At 70.0% G+C, this 24,711-nt stretch carries 26 protein-coding genes; 4 read left to right on the forward strand and 22 right to left on the reverse strand.

Going from position 1 to position 24,711, the window contains the following annotated elements; genetic code table 11:
• Positions 1-23: 23 nt before the first annotated feature.
• The 4 genes from A5680_RS15055 to pdxS form a co-directional block, all read right to left on the reverse strand.
• Positions 24-779: a YebC/PmpR family DNA-binding transcriptional regulator gene (locus A5680_RS15055; protein ID WP_067205682.1), complete on the reverse strand. Its 756-nt coding sequence runs from the start codon at positions 777-779 to the stop codon at positions 24-26.
• A 124-nt stretch (positions 780-903) separates the two neighbouring features.
• A complete protein-coding gene (gene pdxT / locus A5680_RS15060; RefSeq protein ID WP_055400864.1) occupies positions 904-1,500 on the reverse strand; it encodes a pyridoxal 5'-phosphate synthase glutaminase subunit PdxT in 597 nt (198 codons plus the stop codon).
• Positions 1,497-2,342 carry an acyl-CoA thioesterase II gene (gene tesB / locus A5680_RS15065; RefSeq protein ID WP_055400944.1) on the reverse strand — a complete coding sequence of 282 codons (846 nt, stop codon included), beginning with the start codon at positions 2,340-2,342 and terminating at the stop codon, positions 1,497-1,499. Before tesB ends, pdxT begins: the two co-directional genes overlap by 4 nt.
• Before the next feature lie 14 nt (positions 2,343-2,356).
• Positions 2,357-3,268: a pyridoxal 5'-phosphate synthase lyase subunit PdxS gene (pdxS, locus tag A5680_RS15070; RefSeq protein ID WP_067820578.1), complete on the reverse strand. Its 912-nt coding sequence runs from the start codon at positions 3,266-3,268 to the stop codon at positions 2,357-2,359.
• A 218-nt stretch (positions 3,269-3,486) separates the two neighbouring features.
• Between pdxS and A5680_RS15080 the strand changes: the two genes are divergently transcribed.
• Positions 3,487-4,575 (forward strand): PPE family protein, encoded by a 1,089-nt coding sequence (locus A5680_RS15080; protein ID WP_082970381.1) that lies wholly within the window; start codon positions 3,487-3,489, stop codon positions 4,573-4,575.
• A gap of 12 nt (positions 4,576-4,587) precedes the next feature.
• Complete coding sequence (locus A5680_RS15085; protein WP_055400858.1) at positions 4,588-5,787, forward strand: PE-PPE domain-containing protein; 1,200 nt, start codon at positions 4,588-4,590, stop codon at positions 5,785-5,787.
• Positions 5,788-5,791: 4 nt separating this feature from the next.
• Here A5680_RS15085 and A5680_RS15090 read toward each other — a convergent pair whose 3' ends face one another.
• The 10 genes from A5680_RS15090 to A5680_RS15135 form a co-directional block, all read right to left on the reverse strand.
• Entirely contained in the window at positions 5,792-6,817 is a 1,026-nt protein-coding gene (locus A5680_RS15090; protein WP_067820587.1) for an NUDIX hydrolase, read from the reverse strand.
• Positions 6,817-7,941 carry a glycosyltransferase family 4 protein gene (locus tag A5680_RS15095; RefSeq protein WP_055400854.1) on the reverse strand — a complete coding sequence of 375 codons (1,125 nt, stop codon included), beginning with the start codon at positions 7,939-7,941 and terminating at the stop codon, positions 6,817-6,819. The genes A5680_RS15090 and A5680_RS15095 overlap by 1 nt, the downstream gene beginning before the upstream one ends.
• Positions 7,941-8,870 (reverse strand): phosphatidylinositol mannoside acyltransferase, encoded by a 930-nt coding sequence (locus A5680_RS15100; RefSeq protein WP_067820590.1) that lies wholly within the window; start codon positions 8,868-8,870, stop codon positions 7,941-7,943. The genes A5680_RS15095 and A5680_RS15100 overlap by 1 nt, the downstream gene beginning before the upstream one ends.
• A gap of 8 nt (positions 8,871-8,878) precedes the next feature.
• Complete coding sequence (gene pgsA, locus A5680_RS15105) at positions 8,879-9,511, reverse strand: phosphatidylinositol phosphate synthase (protein WP_055400849.1); 633 nt, start codon at positions 9,509-9,511, stop codon at positions 8,879-8,881.
• A gap of 7 nt (positions 9,512-9,518) precedes the next feature.
• Positions 9,519-10,088, reverse strand: coding sequence for an HIT domain-containing protein (locus A5680_RS15110; protein WP_067820593.1), 570 nt, complete (start codon positions 10,086-10,088; stop codon positions 9,519-9,521).
• Entirely contained in the window at positions 10,081-12,135 is a 2,055-nt protein-coding gene (gene thrS / locus A5680_RS15115; RefSeq protein WP_067820596.1) for a threonine--tRNA ligase, read from the reverse strand. Before thrS ends, A5680_RS15110 begins: the two co-directional genes overlap by 8 nt.
• Before the next feature lie 207 nt (positions 12,136-12,342).
• Positions 12,343-13,581: an amidohydrolase gene (locus tag A5680_RS15120; protein ID WP_067820599.1), complete on the reverse strand. Its 1,239-nt coding sequence runs from the start codon at positions 13,579-13,581 to the stop codon at positions 12,343-12,345.
• Positions 13,582-13,597: 16 nt separating this feature from the next.
• Positions 13,598-14,302 carry a trimeric intracellular cation channel family protein gene (locus tag A5680_RS15125; protein WP_231977634.1) on the reverse strand — a complete coding sequence of 235 codons (705 nt, stop codon included), beginning with the start codon at positions 14,300-14,302 and terminating at the stop codon, positions 13,598-13,600.
• Positions 14,303-14,466: 164 nt separating this feature from the next.
• Positions 14,467-15,090 carry a PaaI family thioesterase gene (locus A5680_RS15130; protein WP_055400841.1) on the reverse strand — a complete coding sequence of 208 codons (624 nt, stop codon included), beginning with the start codon at positions 15,088-15,090 and terminating at the stop codon, positions 14,467-14,469.
• 20 nt (positions 15,091-15,110) lie between these two features.
• Complete coding sequence (locus A5680_RS15135; RefSeq protein WP_067820602.1) at positions 15,111-16,004, reverse strand: aldo/keto reductase; 894 nt, start codon at positions 16,002-16,004, stop codon at positions 15,111-15,113.
• Between the two features lie 56 nt (positions 16,005-16,060).
• Here A5680_RS15135 and A5680_RS15140 point away from each other — a divergent pair, with 56 nt between their 5' ends.
• Positions 16,061-16,561, forward strand: a complete 501-nt coding sequence (locus tag A5680_RS15140; RefSeq protein WP_067820605.1) for a DUF1990 family protein — start codon at positions 16,061-16,063, stop codon at positions 16,559-16,561.
• Between the two features lie 83 nt (positions 16,562-16,644).
• On the opposite strand, the gene A5680_RS15145 is transcribed toward A5680_RS15140, so the two are convergent.
• The 5 genes from A5680_RS15145 to A5680_RS15165 all read right to left on the reverse strand — a co-directional run bounded on the left by A5680_RS15145 (position 16,645) and on the right by A5680_RS15165 (position 20,488).
• Positions 16,645-17,586 (reverse strand): nitronate monooxygenase family protein, encoded by a 942-nt coding sequence (locus tag A5680_RS15145; RefSeq protein ID WP_067820608.1) that lies wholly within the window; start codon positions 17,584-17,586, stop codon positions 16,645-16,647.
• A gap of 4 nt (positions 17,587-17,590) precedes the next feature.
• Positions 17,591-17,935 carry a cupin domain-containing protein gene (locus A5680_RS15150; RefSeq protein ID WP_055400833.1) on the reverse strand — a complete coding sequence of 115 codons (345 nt, stop codon included), beginning with the start codon at positions 17,933-17,935 and terminating at the stop codon, positions 17,591-17,593.
• 31 nt (positions 17,936-17,966) lie between these two features.
• Positions 17,967-18,392: a hypothetical protein gene (locus tag A5680_RS15155; RefSeq protein WP_055405731.1), complete on the reverse strand. Its 426-nt coding sequence runs from the start codon at positions 18,390-18,392 to the stop codon at positions 17,967-17,969.
• The gene (locus tag A5680_RS15160) at positions 18,389-19,069 is read right to left on the reverse strand and encodes a metalloregulator ArsR/SmtB family transcription factor (RefSeq protein ID WP_055403941.1); all 681 of its coding nucleotides are present in this window, start codon (positions 19,067-19,069) and stop codon (positions 18,389-18,391) included. Before A5680_RS15160 ends, A5680_RS15155 begins: the two co-directional genes overlap by 4 nt.
• A gap of 258 nt (positions 19,070-19,327) precedes the next feature.
• The gene (locus A5680_RS15165; RefSeq protein WP_067820611.1) at positions 19,328-20,488 is read right to left on the reverse strand and encodes a site-2 protease family protein; all 1,161 of its coding nucleotides are present in this window, start codon (positions 20,486-20,488) and stop codon (positions 19,328-19,330) included.
• Positions 20,489-20,727: 239 nt separating this feature from the next.
• Here A5680_RS15165 and A5680_RS15170 point away from each other — a divergent pair, with 239 nt between their 5' ends.
• Positions 20,728-20,922 carry a hypothetical protein gene (locus A5680_RS15170; protein ID WP_197281273.1) on the forward strand — a complete coding sequence of 65 codons (195 nt, stop codon included), beginning with the start codon at positions 20,728-20,730 and terminating at the stop codon, positions 20,920-20,922.
• A 6-nt stretch (positions 20,923-20,928) separates the two neighbouring features.
• Here the strand turns inward: A5680_RS15170 and A5680_RS15175 are convergent, their stop codons facing one another.
• From A5680_RS15175 to A5680_RS15185, 3 genes are all read right to left on the reverse strand, one after another.
• Positions 20,929-22,329, reverse strand: a complete 1,401-nt coding sequence (locus tag A5680_RS15175; protein WP_067820614.1) for a wax ester/triacylglycerol synthase family O-acyltransferase — start codon at positions 22,327-22,329, stop codon at positions 20,929-20,931.
• 14 nt (positions 22,330-22,343) lie between these two features.
• Complete coding sequence (locus tag A5680_RS15180; protein ID WP_067820617.1) at positions 22,344-23,597, reverse strand: S9 family peptidase; 1,254 nt, start codon at positions 23,595-23,597, stop codon at positions 22,344-22,346.
• 79 nt (positions 23,598-23,676) lie between these two features.
• Complete coding sequence (locus A5680_RS15185; protein ID WP_067820718.1) at positions 23,677-24,621, reverse strand: GNAT family N-acetyltransferase; 945 nt, start codon at positions 24,619-24,621, stop codon at positions 23,677-23,679.
• Positions 24,622-24,711 lie beyond the last annotated feature (90 nt).

The following is a 24,711-nucleotide window of genomic DNA, read 5'->3' on the forward strand; positions in this document are numbered from 1 at the left end:
CGATCGACGACTAGCGGGGCGGCCTACTCCTCGTCGAGGGCGGCCAGCACCTCGTCGGACAGGTCGACGTTGGTCCACACGTTCTGCACGTCGTCGCTGTCCTCCAGCGCGTCGACGAGCTTGAACACCTTCCGGGCGCCGTCCACGTCCACCGGCACGCTGACCGACGGCTGGAAGCTGGCCTCGGCGGACTCGTAGTCGATGCCGGCGTCCTGCAACGCCGTCCGCACCGCGACGAGATCCGTTGGCTCCGAAATGATTTCGAAGCTCTCACCGAGGTCGTTGACGTCCTCGGCGCCGGCGTCGAGGACGGCCGTCAGCACGTCGTCCTCGGTGAGCCCGTTCTTCTCCAGCGTCACGACGCCCTTGCGGGTGAACAGGTACGACACCGAGCCGGGGTCCGCCATCGTGCCGCCGTTGCGGGTCACCGCCACCCGGACCTCACCGGCCGCGCGGTTGCGGTTGTCGGTCAGGCACTCGATCAGCACCGCCACGCCGTTGGGTCCGTAGCCCTCGTACATGATCGTCTGGTAGTCGGCCCCGCCGGCTTCCTCGCCCGCGCCGCGCTTGCGGGCGCGCTCGATGTTGTCGTTGGGCACCGAGGTCTTCTTCGCCTTCTGGATGGCGTCGTACAGCGTCGGGTTGCCCGCCGGGTCCCCGCCGCCGGTACGGGCGGCGACCTCGATGTTCTTGATCAGCCGGGCGAACTCCTTGCCTCGGCGCGCGTCCTTGACGGCCTTTTGGTGCTTGGTGGTGGCCCACTTGGAATGGCCGCTCATCGGTGTCTCTTACCTCTTCTGTCTTGTAAAAGTTCGCCAGACGAGTCTACGTGGGCGCCGACGCCCGACGGCCCGGGCGCTGCGCATCGGGTGCAAGGCCCCACGAGAGGAGCCGAGGCGGCCGTCAGGCGACGCCGTTGACGATGTCGACGAAGAGCCGGTGGACGCGGCGGTCGCCGGTCATCTCCGGGTGAAACGCCGTCGCCAGCTTCGCGCCCTGGCGCACCGCGACCGTGTGCCCGGACGCCTCGGCCAGCACCTGCACGTCCGCACCGGCCCGCTCCACCCAGGGCGCGCGGATGAACACCGCGCGCACCGGACCGTCCAGGCCGGCGAACGGTATGTCGCCCTCGAAGGAGTCGACCTGCCGCCCAAAGGCGTTGCGCCGCACGGTCATATCGATGGCCCGCAACGGCAGCGCCTCCCGGCCGCCCGCGCCGGCATCCAGGATCTCGCTGGCCAGCAGGATCATCCCGGCGCACGCGCCGTACGCGGGCAGCCCGTCGGCCAGCAGACCGCGCAACGGCTCCAGCAGGTCGAGTTCGAGCAGCAGGTGGCTGATGGTGGTGGACTCCCCACCGGGAATGACCAGCCCGTCGGCCTTCTCGAGCTCGGCGCGCCGCCGCACCGGCGTCGCCTCGGCGCCGGCTTCGCGCAGCGCGGCCAGGTGCTCGCGGGTGTCTCCCTGCAGCGCCAGCACGCCGATGCGCGGCGCGCTCACTGCCCGGTCGGCTGAAACTCGCGGTCGAAGCGGGTCAGCCCCTCCTGCATCACCGCCGCCACCATCTCACCGGACTGGGTGAAGATCTTGCCCTGGCACAGCGACCGCCCGCCGCTGGCCGACGGCGACGACTGGTCGTAGAGCAGCCACTCGTCGGCCCGGAAGGCCCGCATGAACCACATCGCGTGATCCAGGGACGCCACCTGCAGGTGCTGGCGGACGTCGAGGTGGTTGACCTGCGCCGATCCCAACAGCGTGAGGTCGCTCATGTAGGCCAGCGCGCAGATGTGCAGCACCGGGTCATCCGGCAGCGGGTCGCGGTGGCGGAACCATACCTGCTGCTGGGAGGCCTTGCCCGGCGACAGTTGCAGCCGGTCGCGCGGCACGATGCAGACGTCCCACTCCTCGAACTGCTTGAACCCGGCGTCGTCGAACACCTTGATCGAGTCCAGGCCGGGCAGCCCGTCGGGGGGCGGCGCGGCGGGCATGACGTCCTGGTGGTGGATGCCCTCCTGATCGGTCTGGAAGGACGCCCCCATGCTGAAGATGATTTCGCCGTGCTGAATCGCGTTGACGCGCCGGGTGGCGAACGAACCGCCGTCGCGGGTGCGCTCGACGATGAAGACCGTCGGCTCGTTGGCGTCCCCGGGCCGCAGGAAGTAGCCGTGCAGCGAGTGCACCTGGTAACGCGGGTCGACCGTGCGCACCGCCGAGACCAGCGACTGCCCCGCCACGTGGCCGCCGAACGTGCGCTGGAAATATCCCGACTCCGGGCTGAACACCCGACCGCGGTAGATGTTGACCTCGAGTTGCTCGAGATCAAGGATCTCTTCGATTGCCACCAATAGCCCTAGGCTTACCAGCCACGCTCGGCCAGGCGATGGGGCTGCGCGATCTGCTCGACGTTGATGCCGACCATCGCCTCGCCCAGGCCGCGCGAGACCTTGGCCAGCACGTCGGGGTCGTCGTAGAACGTGGTGGCCTTGACGATCGCGGCGGCGCGCTGCGCGGGGTCGCCCGACTTGAAGATGCCGGAGCCGACGAACACGCCCTCGGCGCCCAGTTGCATCATCATCGCCGCGTCCGCGGGGGTGGCGATGCCGCCCGCGGTGAACAGGGTGACGGGCAGCTTGCCCGCCCGGGCCACCTCGACGACGAGGTCGTAGGGGGCGCGCAATTCCTTTGCGGCGACGAACAATTCGTCCTCAGAGAGCGACGTCAGCCGGCGGATCTCGCCGCCGATCGCCCGCATGTGGGTGGTCGCGTTGGAGACGTCGCCGGTGCCGGCCTCGCCCTTGGACCGGATCATGGCCGCGCCCTCGCTGATGCGTCGCAGGGCCTCGCCCAGGTTGGTCGCCCCGCACACGAACGGCACGGTGAACTTCCACTTGTCGATGTGGTGGGTGTAGTCGGCGGGGGTCAGCACCTCGGACTCGTCGACGTAGTCCACCCCGAGGCTCTGCAGGATCTGCGCCTCGACGAAATGCCCGATCCGCGCCTTGGCCATCACCGGGATGGTGACCGCGGAAATGATGCCCTCGATCATGTCGGGGTCGCTCATCCGCGACACGCCGCCCTGGGCGCGAATGTCGGCGGGCACCCGCTCCAGCGCCATCACCGCGACGGCGCCGGCGCCCTCGGCGATCCGGGCCTGCTCCGGGGTGACCACGTCCATGATGACGCCGCCCTTGAGCATCTCGGCCATGCCGCGTTTGACCCGCGCCGTTCCCGTCTGGTTGGCCTGGTTGGACTGTCCGCCGCTCTCCACTAGCTCCCGCTCTCCTCGACCATCGCGCTTCCACTCTAGTGGTGGAAACAAACCGGTTTTCCCTCCGCTTCCATCAGTCCCGCCAAGCGCCTGCGACGAGCGTCACATTGTGTTAAAAATTGCGTCAGCTATTTGCGAGACCGTTGCTGCTGGTGTGGATTCTGGGTGGGCAACCGTGGTCACACCGGCCGAGGCGGTCGGCCGAGAAGAGGTCTCGGGTGTTGCCGGATTACGTGCTGTTGCCGCCGGAAATCAATTCGGCGCGGATGTATGCGGGGCCTCGTTCGGGGACGATGTGGGCGGCTTCGGCGGCGTGGGACGCGTTGTCCGCGCAGTTGGCGTCCGCGGCGAGTTCCTTCGAGTTGACGGTCTCGACGCTGACCGGTGGCGTGTGGCAGGGCCCCGCCTCGATGACGATGGCCTCGGCCGCCGCCCCGTACGTGCAGTGGCTGACCGCGACGTCGGGGCAGGCGGAGCTGGTGGCCAACCAGACCCGGTTGTCGGCCGCGGCGTTCGAGGTGGCGTTCACCGCGACGGTGCCGCCGGAGGTGATCGCGGCCAACCGGGCGCTGCTGATGTCGCTGATCGCCACCAACATCCTGGGGCAGAACACCGCGGCGATCGCGGCGACCGAAGCCCAGTACGCCGAGATGTGGGCCCAGGACGTGGCCGCGATGACCGCCTACGACGCCAGCGTCACGGCGGCCGAGGCGACCTGGACGCCGTTCACCAGCCCACCCCTCACCCTGACGAGCCTGCCCACCCCGCAGTTCACCTCCTTCGGCCAGGAACTGCTCCAGGCGCTGAGCCAGTCGCTGACCCAGCAACTGATGAACCCGATGACGCAGCTGCAGATGCTTTCGACGCCCGCGCAGTTCGCGATGGAGCCGATGAACACGGTGATGGGCCAGCTGATGTCCAGCACCAACCCGCTGCTGGGCAGCGCCGGCACCGTCCCGGCCATGGATCCGGTCCTGGCGTCCACCGCCAGCCCGGGCATGGGCGCCCCCAGCCCCGTCACCGCCCAGCTCGCCGGCCGCGTCGTCTCGGCGAGCGCGGGCCGGGCCGGTTCGATCGGGCCGCTGTCCGTGCCCTCCAGCTGGGCCGGCGCCGCGGCGCCGTCGGCGCCCCCGGCCGCCCCGGCCGCCGTGGCGCCCGGCGCCCCGGTCACCCCCGTTTCGGCGGGCCCGTCCGCCGCGCCCCACCTGCCCTCGACGGGAATTCCCGGGCGAGCGACGGCCGCAGCCTCCCATTCGATCGCCGGACCACGCGAAGGCCTGGCGGCGCGCCCGGTGTTGAGTCGGTAAGGCGGAGAGCCGATGTCGTTCGTGATCACCGAACCCGACGCGATGGCGACGGCCGCCGACGAGCTGCAAGGAATCGGCTCGTCGCTGCAGGCGACGAACGCGGCCGTGGCCGGCCCGACGACCGGAGTGCTGCCGCCGGCCACGGATTCGGTGTCGGTGCGCGTGGCGACGATGCTGGACGCGCACGCCCAGCAGTACCAGGCGCTCAGCGCGCAGGCGGAACTGTTCCACAACCAGTTCGTGGAAACCCTGATCACCGCGAAGAACGCGTACGCGCAGACCGAGGCCACCAACGCGGCCGCCATGCAGTCGTCGACGGGCACGGACAAGATCGCGCTGATCATGGGCGGCACCGGGAACCCGTCGCCGGACCTGAAGTACATGACGTCGATCCAGCAGGCGTACCTCGCGCAGAATTACTCCGACTACACCCTGGTGAGTTTGCGTACGCCCGAACAGTTTTGGCCGATCACCGGGCTGGGTAGCGAGACCTTCGGCAAGTCGGTCTACCAGGGCATGGCCACGCTGAACTCCGCGATCCTGACGCAAACGGCGGCCGGCAATCACGTTGTGGTCGTTGGTTATTCGCAGAGCGCGACGATCGCCAGCCTGGAAATGCGCTACCTGCAAGCCCTGCCGGCCGCCCTACGCCCGAGTCAGGATCTGCTGAACTTCGTCCTGCTCGCCGACCCGAACAACCCGATGGGCGGCATCCTGACGCACTTCATTCCGGGCTTCGGGGCGTTCCACTTCGCCACCCCGCTCACCACGTCCTACGCGACGTCCATCTTCACGCTGCAATACGACGCGATCGCCAACTTCCCGTCGAACTGGTTGTGGCTGCCGTCGGACCTCAACGCCCTGTTCGGGTTCTTCGACCTGCACCACACGATGCCCTTCCTGTCGGCCGCGCAGGTCGCCGGCGCGATCCAGCAACACGTGGGCAACATGACCTTCTACTTCATGCAGACCGCGCAATTGCCGCTGCTGGATCCCATCCGATGGATCCCGATCCTCGGCAACCCGCTGGCGGACCTGCTGCAACCGTTCGTCAAGCCGTTCGTCGACCTTGGCTACTACGCGCCCGGGCTGTTGCCGGGCCCGGTGACCATGGCCGGTTCCCTCGGCCAGGGCGTCACGTCCGGAATTGCCGGACCGTTGGTGCTCGGCGTGCCCCCACTGGCCCCCAGCGGTGTGGCCAGCGGCTTCTAGCGCGTCAGCGGATCGACACCAGCGGCCCCGGCGCCCGGCCGGCCGCCAGCGCGGCCGCGTCGCCGAGGAGTTCGGGCAGCTGCATCGGGTACACCGTCTCGCCGGCCGCGGCCAGCCGGGCGATGTCGGAGGCGTCACACCAGCGGTGGCCGTGAATGTAGCTGCGTTCGAAGTCGGTTCGGCCCGCGCCGGACGGCTCGAACCGCCGGGTGCGGTAGACGAAGTAGAACTCTTCGCTGTCGATCAGGGAGCCGTTGAACTCGAACACCTCGTCGCGCCGCCAGACCGGGCCGACCATCTCACCCGGTGCGACCCGCAGCCCGGTCTCTTCGGCCAACTCGCGGGCGGCGGCCTCGGCCAACCGCTCGCCCTTGCCCACCTCGCCGCCGACCGTGATCCACCACCTCGGCGCGTCCGCGCGGGGGATGGCCGGATCCGAACCGCGCAGCAACAGGACGGCGCCGGTCTCGTCGAGCAGCACGACGCGCGCCGAGGTGCGGTGGTTGAGCACCCCGTGGTCGCCGTGCGCCAACGCGTGGGGCCGTTCGACGATCTCGAAATAGCTGGGCAGCGCGGCGGTTCCGCCGAGGTGGAAGAGGCGCACCAGCGGCCGCTCGGCCAGCGCCAGCGTGTCCCGGACCGCGTCGTTGTGGAAGCGGCGGGCCAACACCACCCGCGCCTCGGCGTCGGCCAGCTCGGCGATCAGCCCCGCCGGCAGCGACGCCGGATCCACGATCGCCAGCGCGGCCGACAGCTCGTTCTCGCAGGACTCCCGCGCCTGCCGCGGCGCGGCCTCGGCGGCGTCGGCCAGCGCGGCCAGCCGCCGGCCCTCGGAGGCGCCGCCGTAGGCGTCGATGGCGACCGCGCGCGCGACCACCGCGCGCCGCGCCAGGGCGCCGTCGAGCGCCTGCCACGACAGGTCGTAGCGCACGTGCAACCGGTCCAGCCGGTTGGCCGTCTGATACGCCCAGGCGCCGACGATCGCCAGCACCGCGACGAGCACCGCGACGGCGACCACCAGCCACGTCATCAGCTGGCCACCTGCACCTTGGCGCCGGACGCGGCGACCGTCTCGTAGACCCGCATGATCTGGCTGGCCACCACCGACCAGTCGTAGCGCTGGACGGCCGCCGAACCGGCCGCCACATAGCGTTCGCGCTGCACATCGTTTTCTAGCACCGCGATCAGGGCATCCGCCAGCGCGGCGCCGTCGCCCACCGGCACCAGGCAGCCCGCCTCGCCGTCGCGCAGCACGCGCCGGAACGCGTCCAGATCGCTGGCCACCACCGCGGTGCCGGCCGCCATGGCCTCGACCAGGACGATGCCGAAACTCTCGCCGCCGAGGTTGGGCGCGCAGTACACGTCCGCGCTACGCATCGCCGACGCCTTCCCGGCGTCGTCGACCTGCCCCAAAAACCGGATGTGCTTCACCAATTCGCCTGCCTGGCCGCGCAATTCGTCCTCGTCGCCGCGGCCGACGATGAGCAGCTCGATGTCCGGGAAGCGCGCGAGGACCCCGGGCAGCGCCTCGAGCAGGACGGGCATGCCCTTGCGGGACTCGTCGTAGCGGCCCAGGAACAGCACGGTCTTGCCCGGCCGCGGGTACCCGTCCAAAGGTGGCGCCGAGGCGAACGAGTCGACGTCCACCCCGTTGGGGATCTCGACCGCGTCGGTCCCCAGCGCCTCCATCTGCCAGCGACGGGCCAAGTCGGACACCGCGATCCGGCCGACGATCTTCTCGTGCATCGGCCGCAGGATGCCCTGGAACACCGTGAGGGTCAGCGACTTCGTGGTCGAGGTGTGGAACGTCGCCACGATCGGCCCCGCGGCGATGTTCAGGGCCAGCATCGACAGGCTCGGCGCGTTGGGCTCGTGCAGGTGCAGGACCTCGAAATCGCCTTCGGCGAGCCACTTTTTGACCTTGCGGTGGGTCGCCGGGCCGAACCGCAGCCGGGCCACCGAGCCGTTGTAGGGAATGGGGACGGCCTTGCCGGCGGAGACGACGTACTCGGGCAGCACCGCGTGCGGCGACGACGGCGCGAGCACGCTCACCTCGTGCCCGCGTTGACGCATCACCTCGGCCAGCTGCAGCACGTGCGACTGCACCCCGCCCGGCACGTCGAACGAGTAGGGGCACACCATCCCGATGCGCATCAGATCTCCCTGAGCCGCGCCTGTCTGGCTTCAGACAGGTCGGCCAGCCACTGCGGTTGCAGCATGTGCCAGTCCTCGGGGTAGGCGGCGATGTTCTTGGCGAACTGGTCGGCCAGCGCCTGGGTGATGGCGGCCACGTCCCCGCCGCTGCAATCCAGCGGCGGGAACACCTCGAACCCCCAGCCATCACCGTCGAACCAGCAATGCACCGGCAGCAACGCCGCACCGGTCGCAATCGCCAGCTTCGCCGGCCCGGCCGGCATCCGGGTGGCCTCGCCGAAGAAGTCGACCTGCACACCGGTGCGGGTGAGGTCGCGATCGGCCATCAGGCACACCAATTGGTTGTCTCGCAGCCGGTCGCACAGCACCTCGAAGGCCGGCCGCTCGCCCCCCGACAGCGGCAGCACCTGGAACCCGAGACTCTCGCGGTAGCGCAGGAAGCGCCGGTACAACGACTCGGGTTCGAGCCGTTCCGCGACGGTGGTGAAGGTGCCGCGCGTCTGGGTGAACCACACGCCGGCCATGTCCCAGTTACCGCTGTGCGGCAACGCGCAGATCGCGCCCCGGCCCGTGGTCAGCGCCGCGTCCAGGTTGTCGGCCCCCCGGAAAGCGGCGTCGAGCTCGCCGGCCAGCGCGCGCAGGTCCATCGACGGCAGGCGAAACGCCTCCCGCCAGTAGCGGGCGTAGGAGACCAGCGAGGCCAGCATCAGCTCGTCGGGCACCTCGGCCGGCGTGACGCCGATGACGCGGGCCAGGTTCTTGCGCAGCTGCTGCGGACCGCCGCCGCGGGCGGCATAGCGGGCGCCGGTCTCGAACGCGGAGCGCGCGGCGAATTCCGGCATCGCCCGGACGGCCATCCAGCCGGCCGCGTAGGTCCAGTCGGTCGCGGTGCCGGACACCAGGCGGCGCGGCGCGGAGATCAAACCCATGCCCGGAATCACGGCATGCGCTCCGTCGCGCCGGGCGAGGTCCGCACCGTGTGCAGCCGCTGCAGGCAGGTGAGGACGCTGGCCGCCGCCAGCAGCCACATCGCCACCGGCAGCGCGGGCGGCCAGGCGACGAACGGGAAGTCCGACACGCCGGCGCCCACCAGCACGATGATCAGGCGCTCCGGGCGTTCGATGAGGCCGCCGTCGCCGCGCAGCCCGCTGGCCTCGGCCCGCGCCTTGATGTAGGAGATGACCTGCGAGGTGACGAGGCAGATCAGGGTGGCCACCACCAGCGGCTTGTCGTGCAGGCCGAACGCGATCCACCACAGCAGGCCGCAGAACACCGCGCCGTCGCTGACGCGGTCGCAGGTCGCGTCGAGCACGGCGCCGAACCGGGTGCCGCCCCCGCGCTCGCGGGCCATCGCGCCGTCGAGCATGTCGAACAGCACGAAGAACCAGACCACCAGCGTGCCGGCGAACAGCTTGCCCATCGGGAACAGCGTCAGCGCCCCCGCCACGGCGACGACGGTGCCCAGGATCGTGACGGCGTCCGGCGTCAGCCCCATGCGCAGGCACGCCCTGGCGGTCGGGGTGGTGAGCCGCGCGAACGCCGCCCGCGACAGGAACGGCACCTTACTCATGCGCGACTCATTGCTGCTTGGCCCACTCGGTCGACAGCAGCCGGCGGGTTTCGCGCAGCAGCTGCGGGATCACCTTCGCGCCGCCGATGATGGTGATGAAGTTCGCGTCGCCGCCCCAGCGCGGCACGACGTGCACGTGCAGGTGTTCGGCCAGCGACCCGCCGGCCGACGTGCCCAGGTTCACGCCGACGTTGAAGCCGTGCGGGTTTGACACGTTCTTGATGACGCGAATCGCCTTCTGGATGAAGGCCATCAACTCCGCGCTCTCCTCGGCCGTGAGGTCCTCGAGTTCGGACACCCGCCGGTACGGCACCACCATCAGGTGTCCCGGGTTGTACGGGTAGAGGTTGAGGACGACGTAGACCAGTTCGCCGCGGGCGACCACCAGGCCTTCCTCGTCGGGCAGTTGCGGGATGTCGGTGAAGGGCTGCTCGGTCTTGCCCGACGAGGCGCGCTTCATCGGCGCCTCGGCCAGATAGGTCATCCGGTACGGCGTCCACAGCCGTTGCAGGTGGTCGTCCTCGCCGACACCGGTGTCGAGGATGGTGTCCTCGGTGCGTTCCTCGCGTTCACTCACCGCCGGTGGCCTTCACGAGTTCGGCTGTGGGGACGGCGTTTTCGCGGTCGGCGATCCAGGCCACGATGGCGTCGACGGCGCTGTCGCGGGGCACGCCGTTGATCTGGGTGCGGTCGCCGAAGCGGAAGCTCACCGCCTCCGCTTGGACGTCGCGGTCGCCGGCCAGCAGCATGAACGGCACCTTCTGGCCGGTGTGGTGCACGATCTTCTTGGCCATCCGGTCGTCGCTGCCGTCCACCTCCACCCGCACGCCGTGCGACTTCAGTTGCGCGGCAACGCTTTCCAGATAAGGCACATGCTCGTCGGCGACGGGGATGCCGACCACCTGTACGGGCGCCAGCCACGCCGGGAACGCGCCCGCGTAGTGCTCGGTGAGGATGCCGAAGAACCGCTCGATCGACCCGAACAGGGCGCGGTGGATCATCACGGGCCGCTGGCGGGTGCCATCGGGCGCGGTGTACTCCAGCTCGAAGCGCTCCGGGAAGTTGAAATCCACCTGGATGGTGGACATCTGCCAGCTGCGGCCCAGCGCATCGCGGGCCTGCACCGAGATCTTCGGGCCGTAGAACGCCGCGCCGCCGGGGTCGGGAACCAGTTCCAGGCCCGACTCGGCGGCCACCTCGGCCAGGGAATTGGTGGCCTGCTCCCACATTTCGTCGGTGCCGACGAATTTCTCCGGGTCCTTGGTGGACAGCTCCAGATAGAAGTCCTCCAGGCCGTAGTCGCCGAGCAGCTCGAGGACGAATCGCAGCAGCGACGCCAGCTCCCCGTGCAGCTGCTCGCGCGTGCAGAAGATGTGCGAGTCGTCCATGGTGAACCCGCGCGCCCGGGTCAGCCCGTGCACCACGCCGGACTTCTCGTAGCGGTACACGGTGCCGAACTCGAAGAGCCGCAACGGAAGTTCGCGGTACGAGCGCCCCCGCGACCGGAAGATCAGCGTGTGCATCGGGCAGTTCATCGGCTTGAGGTAGTAGTCCTGCCCGGGTTTGCGCACCGTCCCGTCGTCGTTCAACTCGGCGTCGAGGTGCATCGGCGGGAACATCCCGTCGGCGTACCAGTCCAGGTGCCCCGAGGTGTGGAACAGCTGCGCCTTGGTGATGTGCGGGGTGTTGACGAATTCGTATCCGGCCTCGATGTGCTTGCGCCGCGAATACTCCTCCAGCTCCCTGCGCACCAAACCGCCCTTGGGGTGGAAAACCGCCAGCCCGGAACCGATTTCGTCGGGGAAGCTGAACAGGTCCAGCTCGGTGCCCAGCTTGCGGTGGTCGCGGCGCTGCGCCTCGGCGAGCAGCTCGAGGTGGTGATCCAGCGCCTCCTGCGACTCCCACGCCGTGCCGTAGATGCGTTGCAGGCTGGCGTTTTTCTGGTCGCCGCGCCAGTAGGCGGCCGAGCTTCGGGTCAGCTTGAAGGCCGGGATGTGCTTGGTGGTCGGGATATGCGGACCCCGGCACAGGTCCCCCCAGACCCGTTCCCGGCTGCGGGGATTGAGGTTGTCGTAGGCGGTGAGCTCGTCGCCGCCGACCTCCATGATGTCGGGGTCGCCCGACTTGTCGTCGACGAGTTCGAGCTTGTAGGGCTCGTTCGCCAACTCCGCGCGCGCCTGGTCCTTGGACTCGTAGACCCGGCGCTCGAAGAGCTGCCCCTCTTTGACGATCTGGCGCATCCGCTTTTCCAGCTTGTCCAGATCCTCGGGTGTGAACGGCTCGGCCACGTCGAAGTCGTAGTAGAAGCCGTCGGTGATCGGCGGCCCGATGCCCAACTTGGCGTGCGGGAACAGATTTTGGACGGCCTGGGCCAGCACGTGCGCCGCCGAATGACGGATGACGCTGCGGCCCTCGTCGGTGTTGGCCGGCACGGGAACGACGTCGGCGTCGGCCCCGGGCACCCAGCTCAGGTCGCGCAGCTTGCCGTCGGCGTCGCGCACCACCACGATCGCGTCGGGCGCCCCGCGGCCCGGCAGCCCCGCCTCCCGCACCGCGGCTGCGGCGGTGGTCCCGGCGGGCACCCGGATAGGGCCTGCTGGGGACGGGTTTGCCGGGGCGCTCATCCGTGGGTTCTCCTAGGTCGGTGGTCGACGACCATGCTATCGGGGCGTTCCGGACGCAAGCAGGGCCGCCGACAGAGCGCTTCCGCGCCGGGCGAACGGTTCTTCAGTCCGGCGATGGTGCCGCACCGCCGCAGCGGCGGCCACGAGCAGCTTGAAGATCGGCACCGGCGTGTGTCTGGTGGTGGAGCGCCGGTTGTGGCCCCACGATTATGGCGGCGCGAGCCAGGCCAGCGCGGCGACCGTCAGGGCTTGAGTCCCGGTGTCGAGGGTGGGCTGGATGACAGGCGCGAACGTCGGGGAATGGTTGACCGGAATGTCCTCGCTGACGCGGCCCGCGTTCACCGCATTGCGATAGGTGTCGGGGTCGACGCCGCCGATACCCCAGTAGCAATAGGGCGTCCCGAGCGCACTCGGGATGTCGCTGAAGTCCTCGCTGGCGGCCTGCAGCGGCAGCTCGGACGATCGGTCGCCGAAGAAATCGTCGAACGCGGCGCGCACCCGCTCCGCGACCGCGGGATCGTTGACGGTCGCCGGGTAGTGGTCGAACAGCTCGAAGTCGGGATCCATCGGGGAGCCGGACGCCCGGCATTCGGCGGTGACGATGCGCCGGATCGCGTCGAGGACCCTGGTGCGGGTCTGCTCGCTGTAGGTGCGCAGGTTGAGTTCCAGCACGGCGCGGTCGCCGATGATGTTGCTCTTGGTTCCCGCCTCGATCCTGCCGATGGTCAGCACGGCGGAATCGGTTGGCGCGACCTCACGGGAGACCACGGTCTGCAGCCGGATCACGATCATGGCGGCGAGCACCACCGGATCGACGGTGGCCTGGGGCATCGAGCCGTGCCCGCCGCGGCCGTACACGGTAATCCGCACGCTGTCCGCGGTAGACAGGACGGGCCCGGGCCGCGCGCCGACCTGACCGGCCGGGAAAGGCAGGACGTGCTGGGCGAGGGCGACGTCGACGCGGCCGACCAGCGTTGCGAGACCATCGTCGAGCATGCCGCGTGCGCCGTCGCCGACCTCCTCGGCGGGCTGGAACAACGCGATCACGGTGCCCTTCCACTGACCGCGGGCGCCCGCCAGCAATGCGGCCGCTCCGAGCAGGCAGGTCACGTGAACGTCGTGGCCGCAGGCGTGCATCACCGGCACCCGGTTGCCGTCCGCATCGGTGGCGGTGGCAGTGCTGGCGTACGGCAGGCCGGTGGATTCCTTGACCGGTAGCGCGTCCATGTCGGCCCGCAGCAACACGGTCGGGCCGTCACTGTTGCGCAGGATCCCGACGACGCCCGTGCCGCCGATGCCCTCGTGCACGTCGTAACCGAAGCCACCCAGCCGCTCGGCCACGGCCGCAGCCGTGTCGCGCTCCTGGTGTGACAGTTCCGGGTGTTGGTGCAGGTTGCGGTAGAAGTCCTCCTGCCAGTCCCGGGCGTCGCGCAGGCCCGCGAGCACCCGGGTTGACACCGAGTTAGTGGCTGTCCCCATCGTTGACGTCCTCCTCCGTCTGATGCGCCCCGGGCGCCGACCCGCCGGACCGACCCCCGGTGAAACGGGTTGCCGGCGACCAGGCGCCCACGGCGGGCAACATCCAGCCACGCCACTGCGCGAGCCAGCACAACACCGTCCCTGTCAGTGTGCCCACCAGCAGCCCGGGGGTCGGATGGTCGCGATAGTTGAAGAGCACCAGGACGCCGCTCGCGGCGAGGGCGCAGGTGGCATACAGGGTGTTGCCACCGAAGATTCCCGGGACGCGACGCATCACGATGTCCCGCGTCGCTCCCCCGCCGACTGCAGAGATCGTGCCCAGCAGCAACGCCGCCAACCAGCCGAGCCCCACGGCGAGCGTCTTATGCGCACCGGTCGCCGCCCAGCATCCCAATGCCAGCGCGTCCACCACCGGCCATACCCGGTTCCACACCCGGCCCTCGACCCGGAATGCGAAGGCGAACGCCGCTCCAGCCAGGGCGGTCAACAGATAGGCGTAGTCGGTGAGCGCGACCGGGGTGCCACGCTGCAGCAGAGTGTCGCGGATCATCCCGCCACCCAGGCCCGACAACACGGCGAGGGCCGCGAAGCCAACGGGGTCCAGCCTCTCCTTGCGGGCGACCACGCCGCCCAGCAGGGCATTGCCGAACACGCCGGTCAGGTCAACCGCACGGAACAAGTCCGCCATTGTCAGGCCGGCGAGCGTCACACCGAAACCCCTTTCCCCACCCGGGTCAGTGTCCCGGGTACCCGCGCGGACAGGGCCGACGCACCGACGCAGTCGACCGTGCCGCCGTCCAACGGAGGTCGCCGAAACCCTTACGGGGCAACGATTTTCGGCACGACATAGCGCTAGGGTTGCCCGGGCTTGAGCCGCACGAACAGGGCGTCGGCTTCGGTGAGCAGGGTGTCGCCGTCGGTCAACCGCCCGGACACGAAGATCTTGCGCCCGTCCACGCGGTCCACCCCGGCGTCGAACTGCAACTCCTTTTCGATGGGCACGATGTTGCGGTAATCGATCTTGAGGTACGCGGTGCGCTGGCGGCGGCTCCCCGTGAGCAGCACCGCCGTCAGGCCGAGCACGGTGTCGAAGAGCATGCCGAGCGAGCCGCCGTGCACCGCGCCGTTGCGTCCCAGATGGAACCGGGCGAAGCGCGCCCAGCCGTGCACGCGGCCGTCGTCACCCTTGCGGGCCGACATCGGGACCGTCAGGAGGTTGCCGCGCATCGGTAGGTCCATGCGCCGGCCCGAGGGCGAGGCCCACTCGTCGGCGTCGTACGGCGCGAGCAACGCCGACACCTTCTCCAGCTGGTTCGCCGCCTCGGTGATCACCTCGTCGGGGGCGTCGACGGCGCGGGCGTGGTCCTGCAGCTTGCGCACGGCGTCGATGAACCGGCCGTAGTCGGGGCCGCCCTTGGTCGTCGGTTCGGGCGGGTTGAACCCGCCGCCGGGATGCCTGGCCTGTCCGCTGCTCACCCGGACACCGTATCGGGTGCTCAGACGGTGTTCTGACCTCCGGCGGTCGACAGCGCCTCGAACTCGTCGTCGCTCAGCTCGATCTGGGCGGCGGCGACGTTCTCCTCCAGGTGTGCCACCTTCGACGTGCCGGGAATCGGCAGCATCACCGGCGACCGCTTGAGCAACCAGGCCAGCGCCAGCTGCGACGGGCTGGCGTGGTGATCGGCGGCGATGCGCTGCAGCGGGCCGTCGGTAGCTGCCAGCGGCCCGGCGGCCAGCGGGAACCACGGGATAAACCCGATGCCCTGGCTGGTCGCGGCGTCCACCAGCGGTTCGGCGCCCCGGGCCGACAGGTTGTACATGTTCTGCACGGACACGATCTCGGTTATCCGCTGGGCCTCGGTGAGCTGGTCGACGTTCACCTCGGACAGGCCGATGTGGCGAATCTTGCCCTCGTTCTTCAGCGCCGCCAGCTCGCCCACCTGATCGGCCAGCGGGAAGTCACGGTCGATGCGGTGCATCTGGAACAGGTCGATGGTCTCGACGCCGAGGCGGCGCAGGCTCATCTCGCATTCCTGGCGCAGATAGCTCGGGTTGCCCAGCGGGATCCAGACGTCGGGTCCGGTGCGCAGCAGGCCCGCCTTGGTGGCGATGACCAACCCGTCGTAGGGGTGCAGCGCCTCGCGGATGATCTCCTCGGCGATGTAGGGGCCGTAGGAGTCGGCGGTGTCGATGAAGTTCACCCCGAGTTCCACGGCCCGGCGCAACACCCGGACGGCCTCGTCCCGGTCGGCCGGCGGGCCCCAGACGCCCTTGCCGGTCAGGCGCATGGCGCCGAACCCGAGCCGGTTGATGGTCAGGTCGCCGCCGAGTGTGAACGTTCCGGACGCTTGGCTTTTTGATGCAACGGTTTCCGAGTTTTGTGCGGTCACTTTTACGACCGTACGCCGGAAATCCGCCGCGCATCCCGGCGTGGCAAGCTGGGCCGGTGGACCTAGGAGCGCTCGAGGAACTGCCGTTGACCTACTCCGAGGTGGGGGCGACCGCGTCCGGCACGTTGCCCGCGGGGTACGGCCACCTGCACACCGAGAAACAGATCGGCACGGGGCAGCAGCGCTTCGAGAAGGCCGCCGACGCCGTCATGCGGTGGGGCATGCAGCACGGCGCGGGCCTGCGGGTGCGGGCCAGCTCGGAGGTCGCCGAGGTCGACACGGTTGTGTTGGTACGCATGGGTTTTCTGCCCGCGCCGTGCCGGGTGGTGTACGTGATCGACGAACCCGACATGCGCGGATTCGCCTACGGCACCCTGCCTGGGCATCCGGAGTCCGGCGAGGAACGCTTCGTCGTCCGGCGCGACCCCGCCACCTCCGCGGTGTTCGCGGAGGTGACGGCGTTCTCCCGGCCGGCGACCTGGTGGAGCAAGGTCGCCAGGCCGGTGGTGGCGGTGGCCCAGCGCGTCATCGCCAAACGCTATCTGCGCGGGGTCTGAGCCGGGCTTAGGTCCCCAGGCCGCCGAGCGTCACGCCAGCGTGACGTAGGCCGCCGAACGTCACGCCAGCGTGGCGGGCGGCGCTAGGATCCCCAGGCCCTCAGCAACCGCTCTGCGCCCGAACACATTTCGTCGATCACCTCCGCCACCGACGCGTCGTCGCGAATCATCCCGACGCCCTGACCGGCGTCGACCGGGGCCACCCGGCGATCGTCGGCGGCGATCGAGGCCTCGAGTTCGTCGCACGCCTGCGGGTCGAGCGCGTCCTCCTTGCCGGTCCAGCGCTCGACGAAGTCGTTGGTCAGCACCCGCGACGGGAAGCGCGCGGGCCACGGCCGGGCCTGGGCGACGTCGAACGCCCGGGTGACCGCGGTGTCGGTGGCCCGGGCCGCGATCAGCGCGCGGCGGCTGCCGTCGCCGGAGAGCGCCTCCGGGCACGCGGCCAGGCGGGTGCCCACCCACGCCCCGCTCGCCCCGGCGGCCAGCACGGCGGCCAGGCTGCGCGCCGACGCGACACCCCCACCCGCGAGGACCGGCACCGAGACGGCGTCCAGCACGGTGTCGAGCAACGGCAGCGTCGCGAGCTTCGTCTCGCCATGCCCGCCGCCCTCCGCACCCCGGGCCACCAGGATGTCGACGCCAGCGTCGGCCGCCTGCCGAGCCCCGATGCCGTCGTAAACCTGTGTCGCCGTGGGGATTCCGGCGTCGTGGGCCTTGGCGACCCACGACCAGTCGGTCCCGAAGCTGACCGACAGCAGCGCCGGCCGTGCGGCCACGGCGTCGTCTAGCAGGCCCGCCTCGGTGCGCATCACCCAGTCGACCAGACCGATGCCGAAGGTCCCCCGCACGTGCCGCAGCTGTGCTTGCAGCAGTTCCCTCGTCGCGACGCTGCCCATGCCGACCATGCCCAGACCGCCGGCGGCGGTGACCGCCGCGGCCAGCCGGCCGCCGGCGACCCCACCCATCGGCGCGTTGACGATCGGGACCCGCAGCCCGAATTCCCTCGACCAGCGCGTGGCGAGCATCCGGCTAGTGAACCGCGGGAAGGGTCTTGAGCACGGTCAGCATGACCACCGAATCCTCGACCGCATGCAGCGCGTGCCGCTCCGCCGGGATGGCGACATAGTCACCGGTCCTGCCCTCCCACGCGTCACCGCCGGCCGTCAAGCGGACATGACCCTGCAGGACCTGCAGCGTCGCCTCGCCGGGGCTGTCGTGTTCGGAAAGGTCATGGCCGCCAAGCAAAGCCAACACGGTCTGGCGAAGTTCGTGGGTGTGGCCACCGTGGATGGTGTGGGCGGCCCGGCCGCTGTGCGATTCCTTGGCTTCGGCCAGCTTTTCGGACGCGAGGCTGGTCAACGAGATCGATTCCATAGCTGAGTCCTTTGCGGTTGAGCGGACGCGATCAGGCCGTCAATAGCAGTATCCCCGCCACCACCAACGCGATGACCTTGACCACTTCCAAGCCGATGTACACGTAGTGGGCCCGCGAGCGCGGCCCCTGCGCCCCGGCGAGCACGCTGTCGGATCGGCGTGTCAATCGGGGCCGCACCGCGATCAACTGCACCGCCAGCGCGCCGATGGCGACGAAGATCGCCGCGGCGACGCCCGCCCGCGAGGGGCCGGCGACCACGATCGCCGCCACAACCAGGGCGAAGGCGACCTCGACGGTGTTGAGGGCGCGAAACACCAGCCGCCCGATGCCGAGTCCGATCTGCAAGGTCACGTTGGGCGCCCGGAATTTCAGCGGCGCCTCCAGGAACGAAATGGCCAGCACCATGCCGAGCCACACGAACGTCACCGCGACGGCGACCGCCGGCCCGGCGCTCATTTGGCCACTTTCTGCGGCGCCAGGTGCGCCACGCACAGATCGGGTTCGACGAACGCGTCGAGCCGGTCGACCGAGACCGGCGCGCCCCACGCCTCCATGGCGCCCTGCATGAGGCCGAGGTGCACCGGGCAGACGACGGCCATCCGGTCTTCGGCCAATTCCAGGAACGGGCAGTGCCGCAGCCCGACCTGCTGCCCGCCATCGGCCTTCCGGCGCTCGGGTGCGAAGCCGAGTTCGTCGAGCATGTTCACCAGTTGGTCGATGGCGTCGGCGGCGTTGGCGGCCTTCGGCGGCACCGCTTCCAGGCTGGATTCCAGCTTTCGGCCCCAGGCGCGGCCCGCGGCCAAGGCCTTGGCGCCGGCGTCCCGCTCGCCGGCGAACGCCACGGCCAGGATCTCGGCGAGGAGGCGATAGTGCCGCGTGCCGCCGCGGTCCATCTGCCGCACCGCGCGGAACATCAGGGGTGGACGGCCCGGCCCCTTGCGGTCCAGCTCGACCTGCTCCACTTGGCCCTGGCCGACCAGGCTCTCGAGGTGGAAGCGGACGGTATTGGGATGCACGCCCAGCACCTCGGCGATGGCGGCGATGCTCATGGCATCGGGCGACGCCCGCAGGATCCGCAGCACCTCGCGGCGGCGGCTGGCGGATTCGCCGGTCGACCTCGGCGGCAACTTCACGGGACCCTCACGCTCCTTCTGCTTGGCCGGCCATCGCTCGAGCGGCCACCCAAGGCGTGTCTACACCGGCCCGGGGCGTCTTGGCCGCCCAACCCGCGAATCCCGCGGCCGCCCGGCGCCCACCCAGCCGGGCGCTCGGCCAAAGCCGCACCACGCACGCACGCCATGGGCCAAGAGTTTACACAATAAATTTTTGTAAAAACGAAAGGCGGCTGAAGATCACACCCGGCACCCCCCCCCCCGCCTAGAGCCATGCGCTCAAATGCTCTGCGCCGACGCCCGTTTCGGGTCTTCTGGGTGGGCGAGCCGATACACCTCGATGAGCCGAGCCACGTCGGTGGGCGTGACGATGCCGACCACCTGGTCGCCCTCGAACACCAGCGCACGGCTGCGGGGGCCGGCGGGGGCCATCCGCTCCAGCAGGGCGGTCAGTGGCTCCTGCGGCGCGCCGGACGGCACCTCCTGCAGGGGTTGCGCCACCTCACCCACGGTGGCGGTGGCGCGCCGCCCGGGCTCCATGTCCCGCAACTGCCGCAACGTGATCAGCCCCGTAACCGACCCGCTCCGGTCGACGACCGGATACGCCGAATGCCGGTCGCCGAGCACATAGCGCTGCACGAAATCGTCGACGGTGATCCAGCCTGGCGCGGTGTGCGGCCGCGCGGTCATGGCGTCGGCGACGCGCACCCCGGCGAACATCTGCTGCGTCGAAATCCGCGTCTCCTCTTCGCGACTGGCGGCGAAGATGAACCAGCCGATGAAGGCCAGCCACACACCGCCCACGACACCGCCGACCAGGAACTCGGCCAATCCCAACGCAATCAGGATGAACGCGACCACCCGCCCGGCGTGGGCCGCGCCGATGGTGGCGCGCACGCTGTCCCCGTGCCGGCGCCACAGGAAGGCCCGCAGCACCCGGCCACCGTCCAAGGGGGCGCCCGGCAACAGGTTGAACAGCCCGAGCAGCAGGTTGATGCCGGCCAGCCACGAAGCGACCCCGACGGCGATCGGGCTGGCGCCCATGGCCGGCAGGGCGGCAACCAGGCCGCCGAAGACGGCCGCCAGCCCGAGGCTGGTGACCGGACCCGCGATCGCGATGCGCAACGCCGCCGCCGGCGTCTTCGCCTCGCCGCCGAGCGTGGTCACGCCGCCGAACAGCCACAGCGTCACGCTGCCCACCGGCACCCCGGCGCGGCGGGCGACCACGGCGTGCGCCAGCTCGTGCGCCACCAGCGACGCCAGCAGCACCAGCGCACCGCACGCGCCGGCCGCCCAGTAGGCGAGCGGCGAATAACCCCCGACGCTGGAGGGCAGCGTGCTGGCCAGGCTCCAGGTGAACAACCACAAAATGACCAGCACGCTCCAGTGCAGGTTCACCGGAAAGCCGGCGATCCGCCCCAGTGGGATCGCGTCGCGCACCTCGAACCTCCAAAGTCGTTGAGGGGAGGCGGTTCGAGGGCCGCCTCTGACCCGAACGTAGGTCGACGCCGGCGTCGCCACTAGGGTCGTTGGACCCCGCGCCGGCGGCCGGGCCGGCTTGCCGTGATGACTTTGGGCCGCATCCGCAATCTGCGCGTGACGGAATTACCGCGCGGTCTCCCGTAACTTGACTGATGCGGTTGACCAAAGGAGTGAGACGGCTATGGGGGTATCTCTTGCTGACCGACTCTGACGTGGACGCCCTGGCTTCGGAATTCTTGCAATCGCACTATCTTGGGCCGATCTACGCCGACTGGTCCCCCGACCGCCGCCTGGACACATTCCTGCGTCGCCGCGGCCTCTCCCGCGTCGCCGACGACGGCGACCTGTCCAACACCGTCCTGGAACGCGTTCTGGGGCGCCGCCGCAGCTAACGCGCTTCAATTAGCAACGCCCACAACGCTTTCCAACTCGGCAAGGGATTCCTCGGTCCACGGGATCAGCGTCTCGATATCTGGCACCACGTCGCGGCCCGCGGCGTAACCGAATCCGACCCGCTCGGCGTACAGGCACGTCGTGATGTTGAGCGCGTGGCCGTCGTACACCGTCGACACCGGGTACATCGCCTCGATACGCGCGCCGTTCCAATACATTTGGGCCGAGGGGCCGCGAACGTGCGAGATCGGCAGGTTGTACCCGGTGCGGATTTTCGGTGTGAACGGCAGCAACGGGCCGATGGCCGTCGCGGCGATGCTTCCGGCGTTGGTCAGCAGCGATGCCGCCGCTCCCCGCTTGGACACCCACCGCTTGCCCTCCGACATCGACCGATGGATCAGATCGAGCCGGTCCTTCGGATCGTCCAGGTCGGTGCCCAGCGGGCACATCCACAATCCAAAGCGGTTGCCGTGCTGGTCATCCGGCACGTCGTGGTCGCGGTCGCGCACCGTGACGGGGCAGGCCGCCACCAGGGACCGATTGGGCAATTCGCCGTGATCGCCCAACCAGCGCCGCACCACGCCGGCCGCCATCGCGGTGAGCACATCGTTGCCGGTCACCCCGGCCGCCTCGCGCACCGCGTGGATGCGCTCGAGTGCCCAGCTGCCCGCGGCGACCGCGCGCTCGGGGCCCGGGCGGCCGTTGAACCGGGTGAAGGGGGCGCCCAGGGGCAGCACGGTGGTGTGCCCCACCAGCGAGTCCAGCACGGTGGTGATCTCGCCGGCGGCCACCCGCCCGATCAGCCCCGCGCCCGCGGCCGCCGCGTCGGTCAGCGATTTCACCGGTGCCACCAGGCGGGACACCAGGCCGCCGCCCGGGGCCGGCGGTGCGGGCGCACGCCGATGGTCGGCGTAAAACGGTGGCATCGAGCGGCGATTCGGATCGGTGCTCAGCGCGTCCGTGATCATCTGGAAGCCCGCCACCCCGTCGGTGACGGTGTGATGCACCTTGATGTAGAAGGCGAACCGGCCCCCGTCCAGCCCGTCGATCAGATACGACATCCACATCGGCCGGTTCCAGTCCAGGCGCAGCGCGTCCAATTCCCCGATCAGCCGCCAGAACCCGTCTTCGGTGACGGTGCGGCGCTGGCAATGTCGGCTCACGTCAACGGGATCCATGTGTCGCCAGACCCACATGCCCCCGGTGTCCACACCGCGATGCGGGTACTTGCACAGCCGGGGATCGACCGGGTCGATCCCGGCGAGCGCCGTCCGGTGCAGTTCCTCGACGTAATCGGGCCCGGCGTCATCCGGCGGCGACAGAATCAGCACGGCGCCGACGTGCATCGGGCTCGACACCCACTCCGCGGTCATCATGGCCGCGTCCAACGGATCCAAGGGTTGCATTTCGGCCTCCGCGACTAGGCGGGGCGGTCGCGTTCGGTCATGGCCCCGGCCAAGAGGCCCGACTGCTGCAATGCCGCCTCGACGAACCGCTGTACCGGCCGCGCGCGGAAGAATCCGGTGTGACCGCCGCGGTACCAGACGATTTCCGGTTTGCCCCAATGCTCCCAAAGGCGAATCACCTGCTCGCGCGGGTGCACCACCTGGTCGGCGACGCCCGCGTAGATGAAACGGCCCGGCAGGGGCACCAGGGGCGCCAGCGACAGGGGCGAGGTCATCCGCCCCAGCGCCTCGGCCAGTTCCATCGTCTGGCGTCGGGGGTCCTCGGGGGGCAGCCCCGCGTGCCGGTTGAGCAGCCCGACCAGGTCGGCGACCGGAACGCCGAGAATCGCGCAGGTGAGCCCGGTTTCGAGGCTGGCAACCAGCGCGGTGATGTAGCCGCCGAGCGAAAGACCGTTCAACCCGATCTGCGATTCCGGCTCCTGCCGGCGTATCCAGGACAACAGCCGCCGGATGTCCCACACCGCCTGCGCCGTCGCGTGCACGTCGTCGAGGATGTCCTCCCCGGGAAACACCGCGCCCTTCGGCAGGTCGCGGGCGCGGGGGCCGTGCATCGGCAGCACCGGCATCACCACGTTGAGCCCGAGATCCTCGTGCAACCGCCAGGCCCGGAACAGCGCGAGATCCAAAGCGGCCCGGCCCATTTCGGTTCCGTGCACGCACACCAGCCAGGGCCGCGGTTGTGGATGGCGGAGCAACAGGGCGTACTCGCGGCGGTTGGCGGTGTAGCCCATCCACCGCTCGGCGCCCTGCTCACCCGGTCGGGGGTGGTATCCGCTCTCGAAGGACATCCGGTAGTAGGAACGCCTGCCCTTCTTGACCTTTCGCACCTCGACATCCGAAAGCGGCGGAGGCGCACCGAAAAATTTCTTCGGATGGTCCAGCCAGCCCCGGTCGCCGTAGAACTTCAGCGCCGCGTCCACCTCGCTCGTGATCCGCTCGAAGTCGTCGGGTCGGCTGACCGGGCGGCGCGCCTTCAGGCCTACCAGGACGACTTCGTCGCGGAACGCCTGCGCCGCCAGGGCGAGGGTGGGCCGCGCGATCGGAAGCTCGTCGGGCGCTTGCCCGAGGTAGTCGCGCCACGACTGGGCGAGGTATCGACCGGTGCTGGTGAACGGCCTGACTGCGCTGCTCAACCCGATGCCACCGGATGCGCTGGAAGGCGCCGCACCCGGGGGTTCGGAAGCGCCGTCGTTGGTCGGTCCCGCCATGGGGGCAAGGTAGCAGGCGGTCAAACCGGCCGGTTAGGGACTTACGGCCCGGTCGCCGCCGCGAAAGTCCATGCCCGGCCTAGTCGAACGCCTGGATCACCTGGCGGGCGACCCGGCGGATCTGCTGTGACACCTCGGGATCCAGCGGCAGGTCGGCGAAGCGCGGAATCTCGCCCGTCGTGGTGACCACGCCCGGCTCCTCGTGCGCCCAGCGCGCCTTCACCTTCTCCCCCAACGCGCGCGCGGGCGGATTATCGGCCAGCACGCGGGCGTGAAACCGCCTGATGCCGTCGACGCGCGCGGCGACCGCCAGCGCACCGAGCAGCAGCGTGCCGATCCCGCGGCCCTGGTAGCCGTCCGCGACGGTGAGCGCGACCTCCGCCGAGGCGGGATCGTCCTGGTCCCGGACGAAGCGGGCGTCCGCGATCACCGGCCCCGCGGCGCCGTCGGTGACGACCCAGACGAAGTGGTCGACGTAGTCGACCTCGAACAGATAGCTCAGGCGCGCCTCGGTCGGGGTCCCGCCCTGGTACCGCCGGTAAAGGGTCTCCCGGGAGAAGGAACCGCTGGTTTGAAACCGCTCGGCGTCGCCGGGTAGGACGGGGCGCAACGACAGCGGGGCCCCGTCTCTGGTCGATACCGGGATGGGGGTGATGTAGGCGGCGAGCCGCTGCCGCGCGGTGCGCAGCATCTGGCCGGCAATGGCCGGCATGGCCAGCATGCGGTCGAACGCGGCGCTGTAACCGGTGTAGCCGCGCACGTCCTCGCGCGCGGTCACCGTCGCCGTTCTGGTCGCGTGCCGCAGCAACGCGATCTCGCCGACGATCGTTGCCGACGACAACTCGGTGGTTGTCACCCGGCCCGCGGGGCCGGCGTGCCGCACCTCGACCCGACCGGACGCGATGATCGCGAATGACTCCGCTCGTTCGCCCTGCCGCATCAGCACCTCGCCCGCCACGGCGTGCAGGGGTTCGAGCAGGGCCGCCAGCGGGGCGAGGTCCTCCGCCCGGATGTCGGCAAACATCGGCAGAGCGGCAAGTTCGTCGGCGCTGACGGCCCTCACGCCGGCCCGCTCGCCCACCCGGAATCACATCCCGATTGCGAATCCATTGCT

Source organism: Mycobacterium sp. E2989 (assembly GCF_001667595.1).
Classification (GTDB): domain Bacteria; phylum Actinomycetota; class Actinomycetes; order Mycobacteriales; family Mycobacteriaceae; genus Mycobacterium.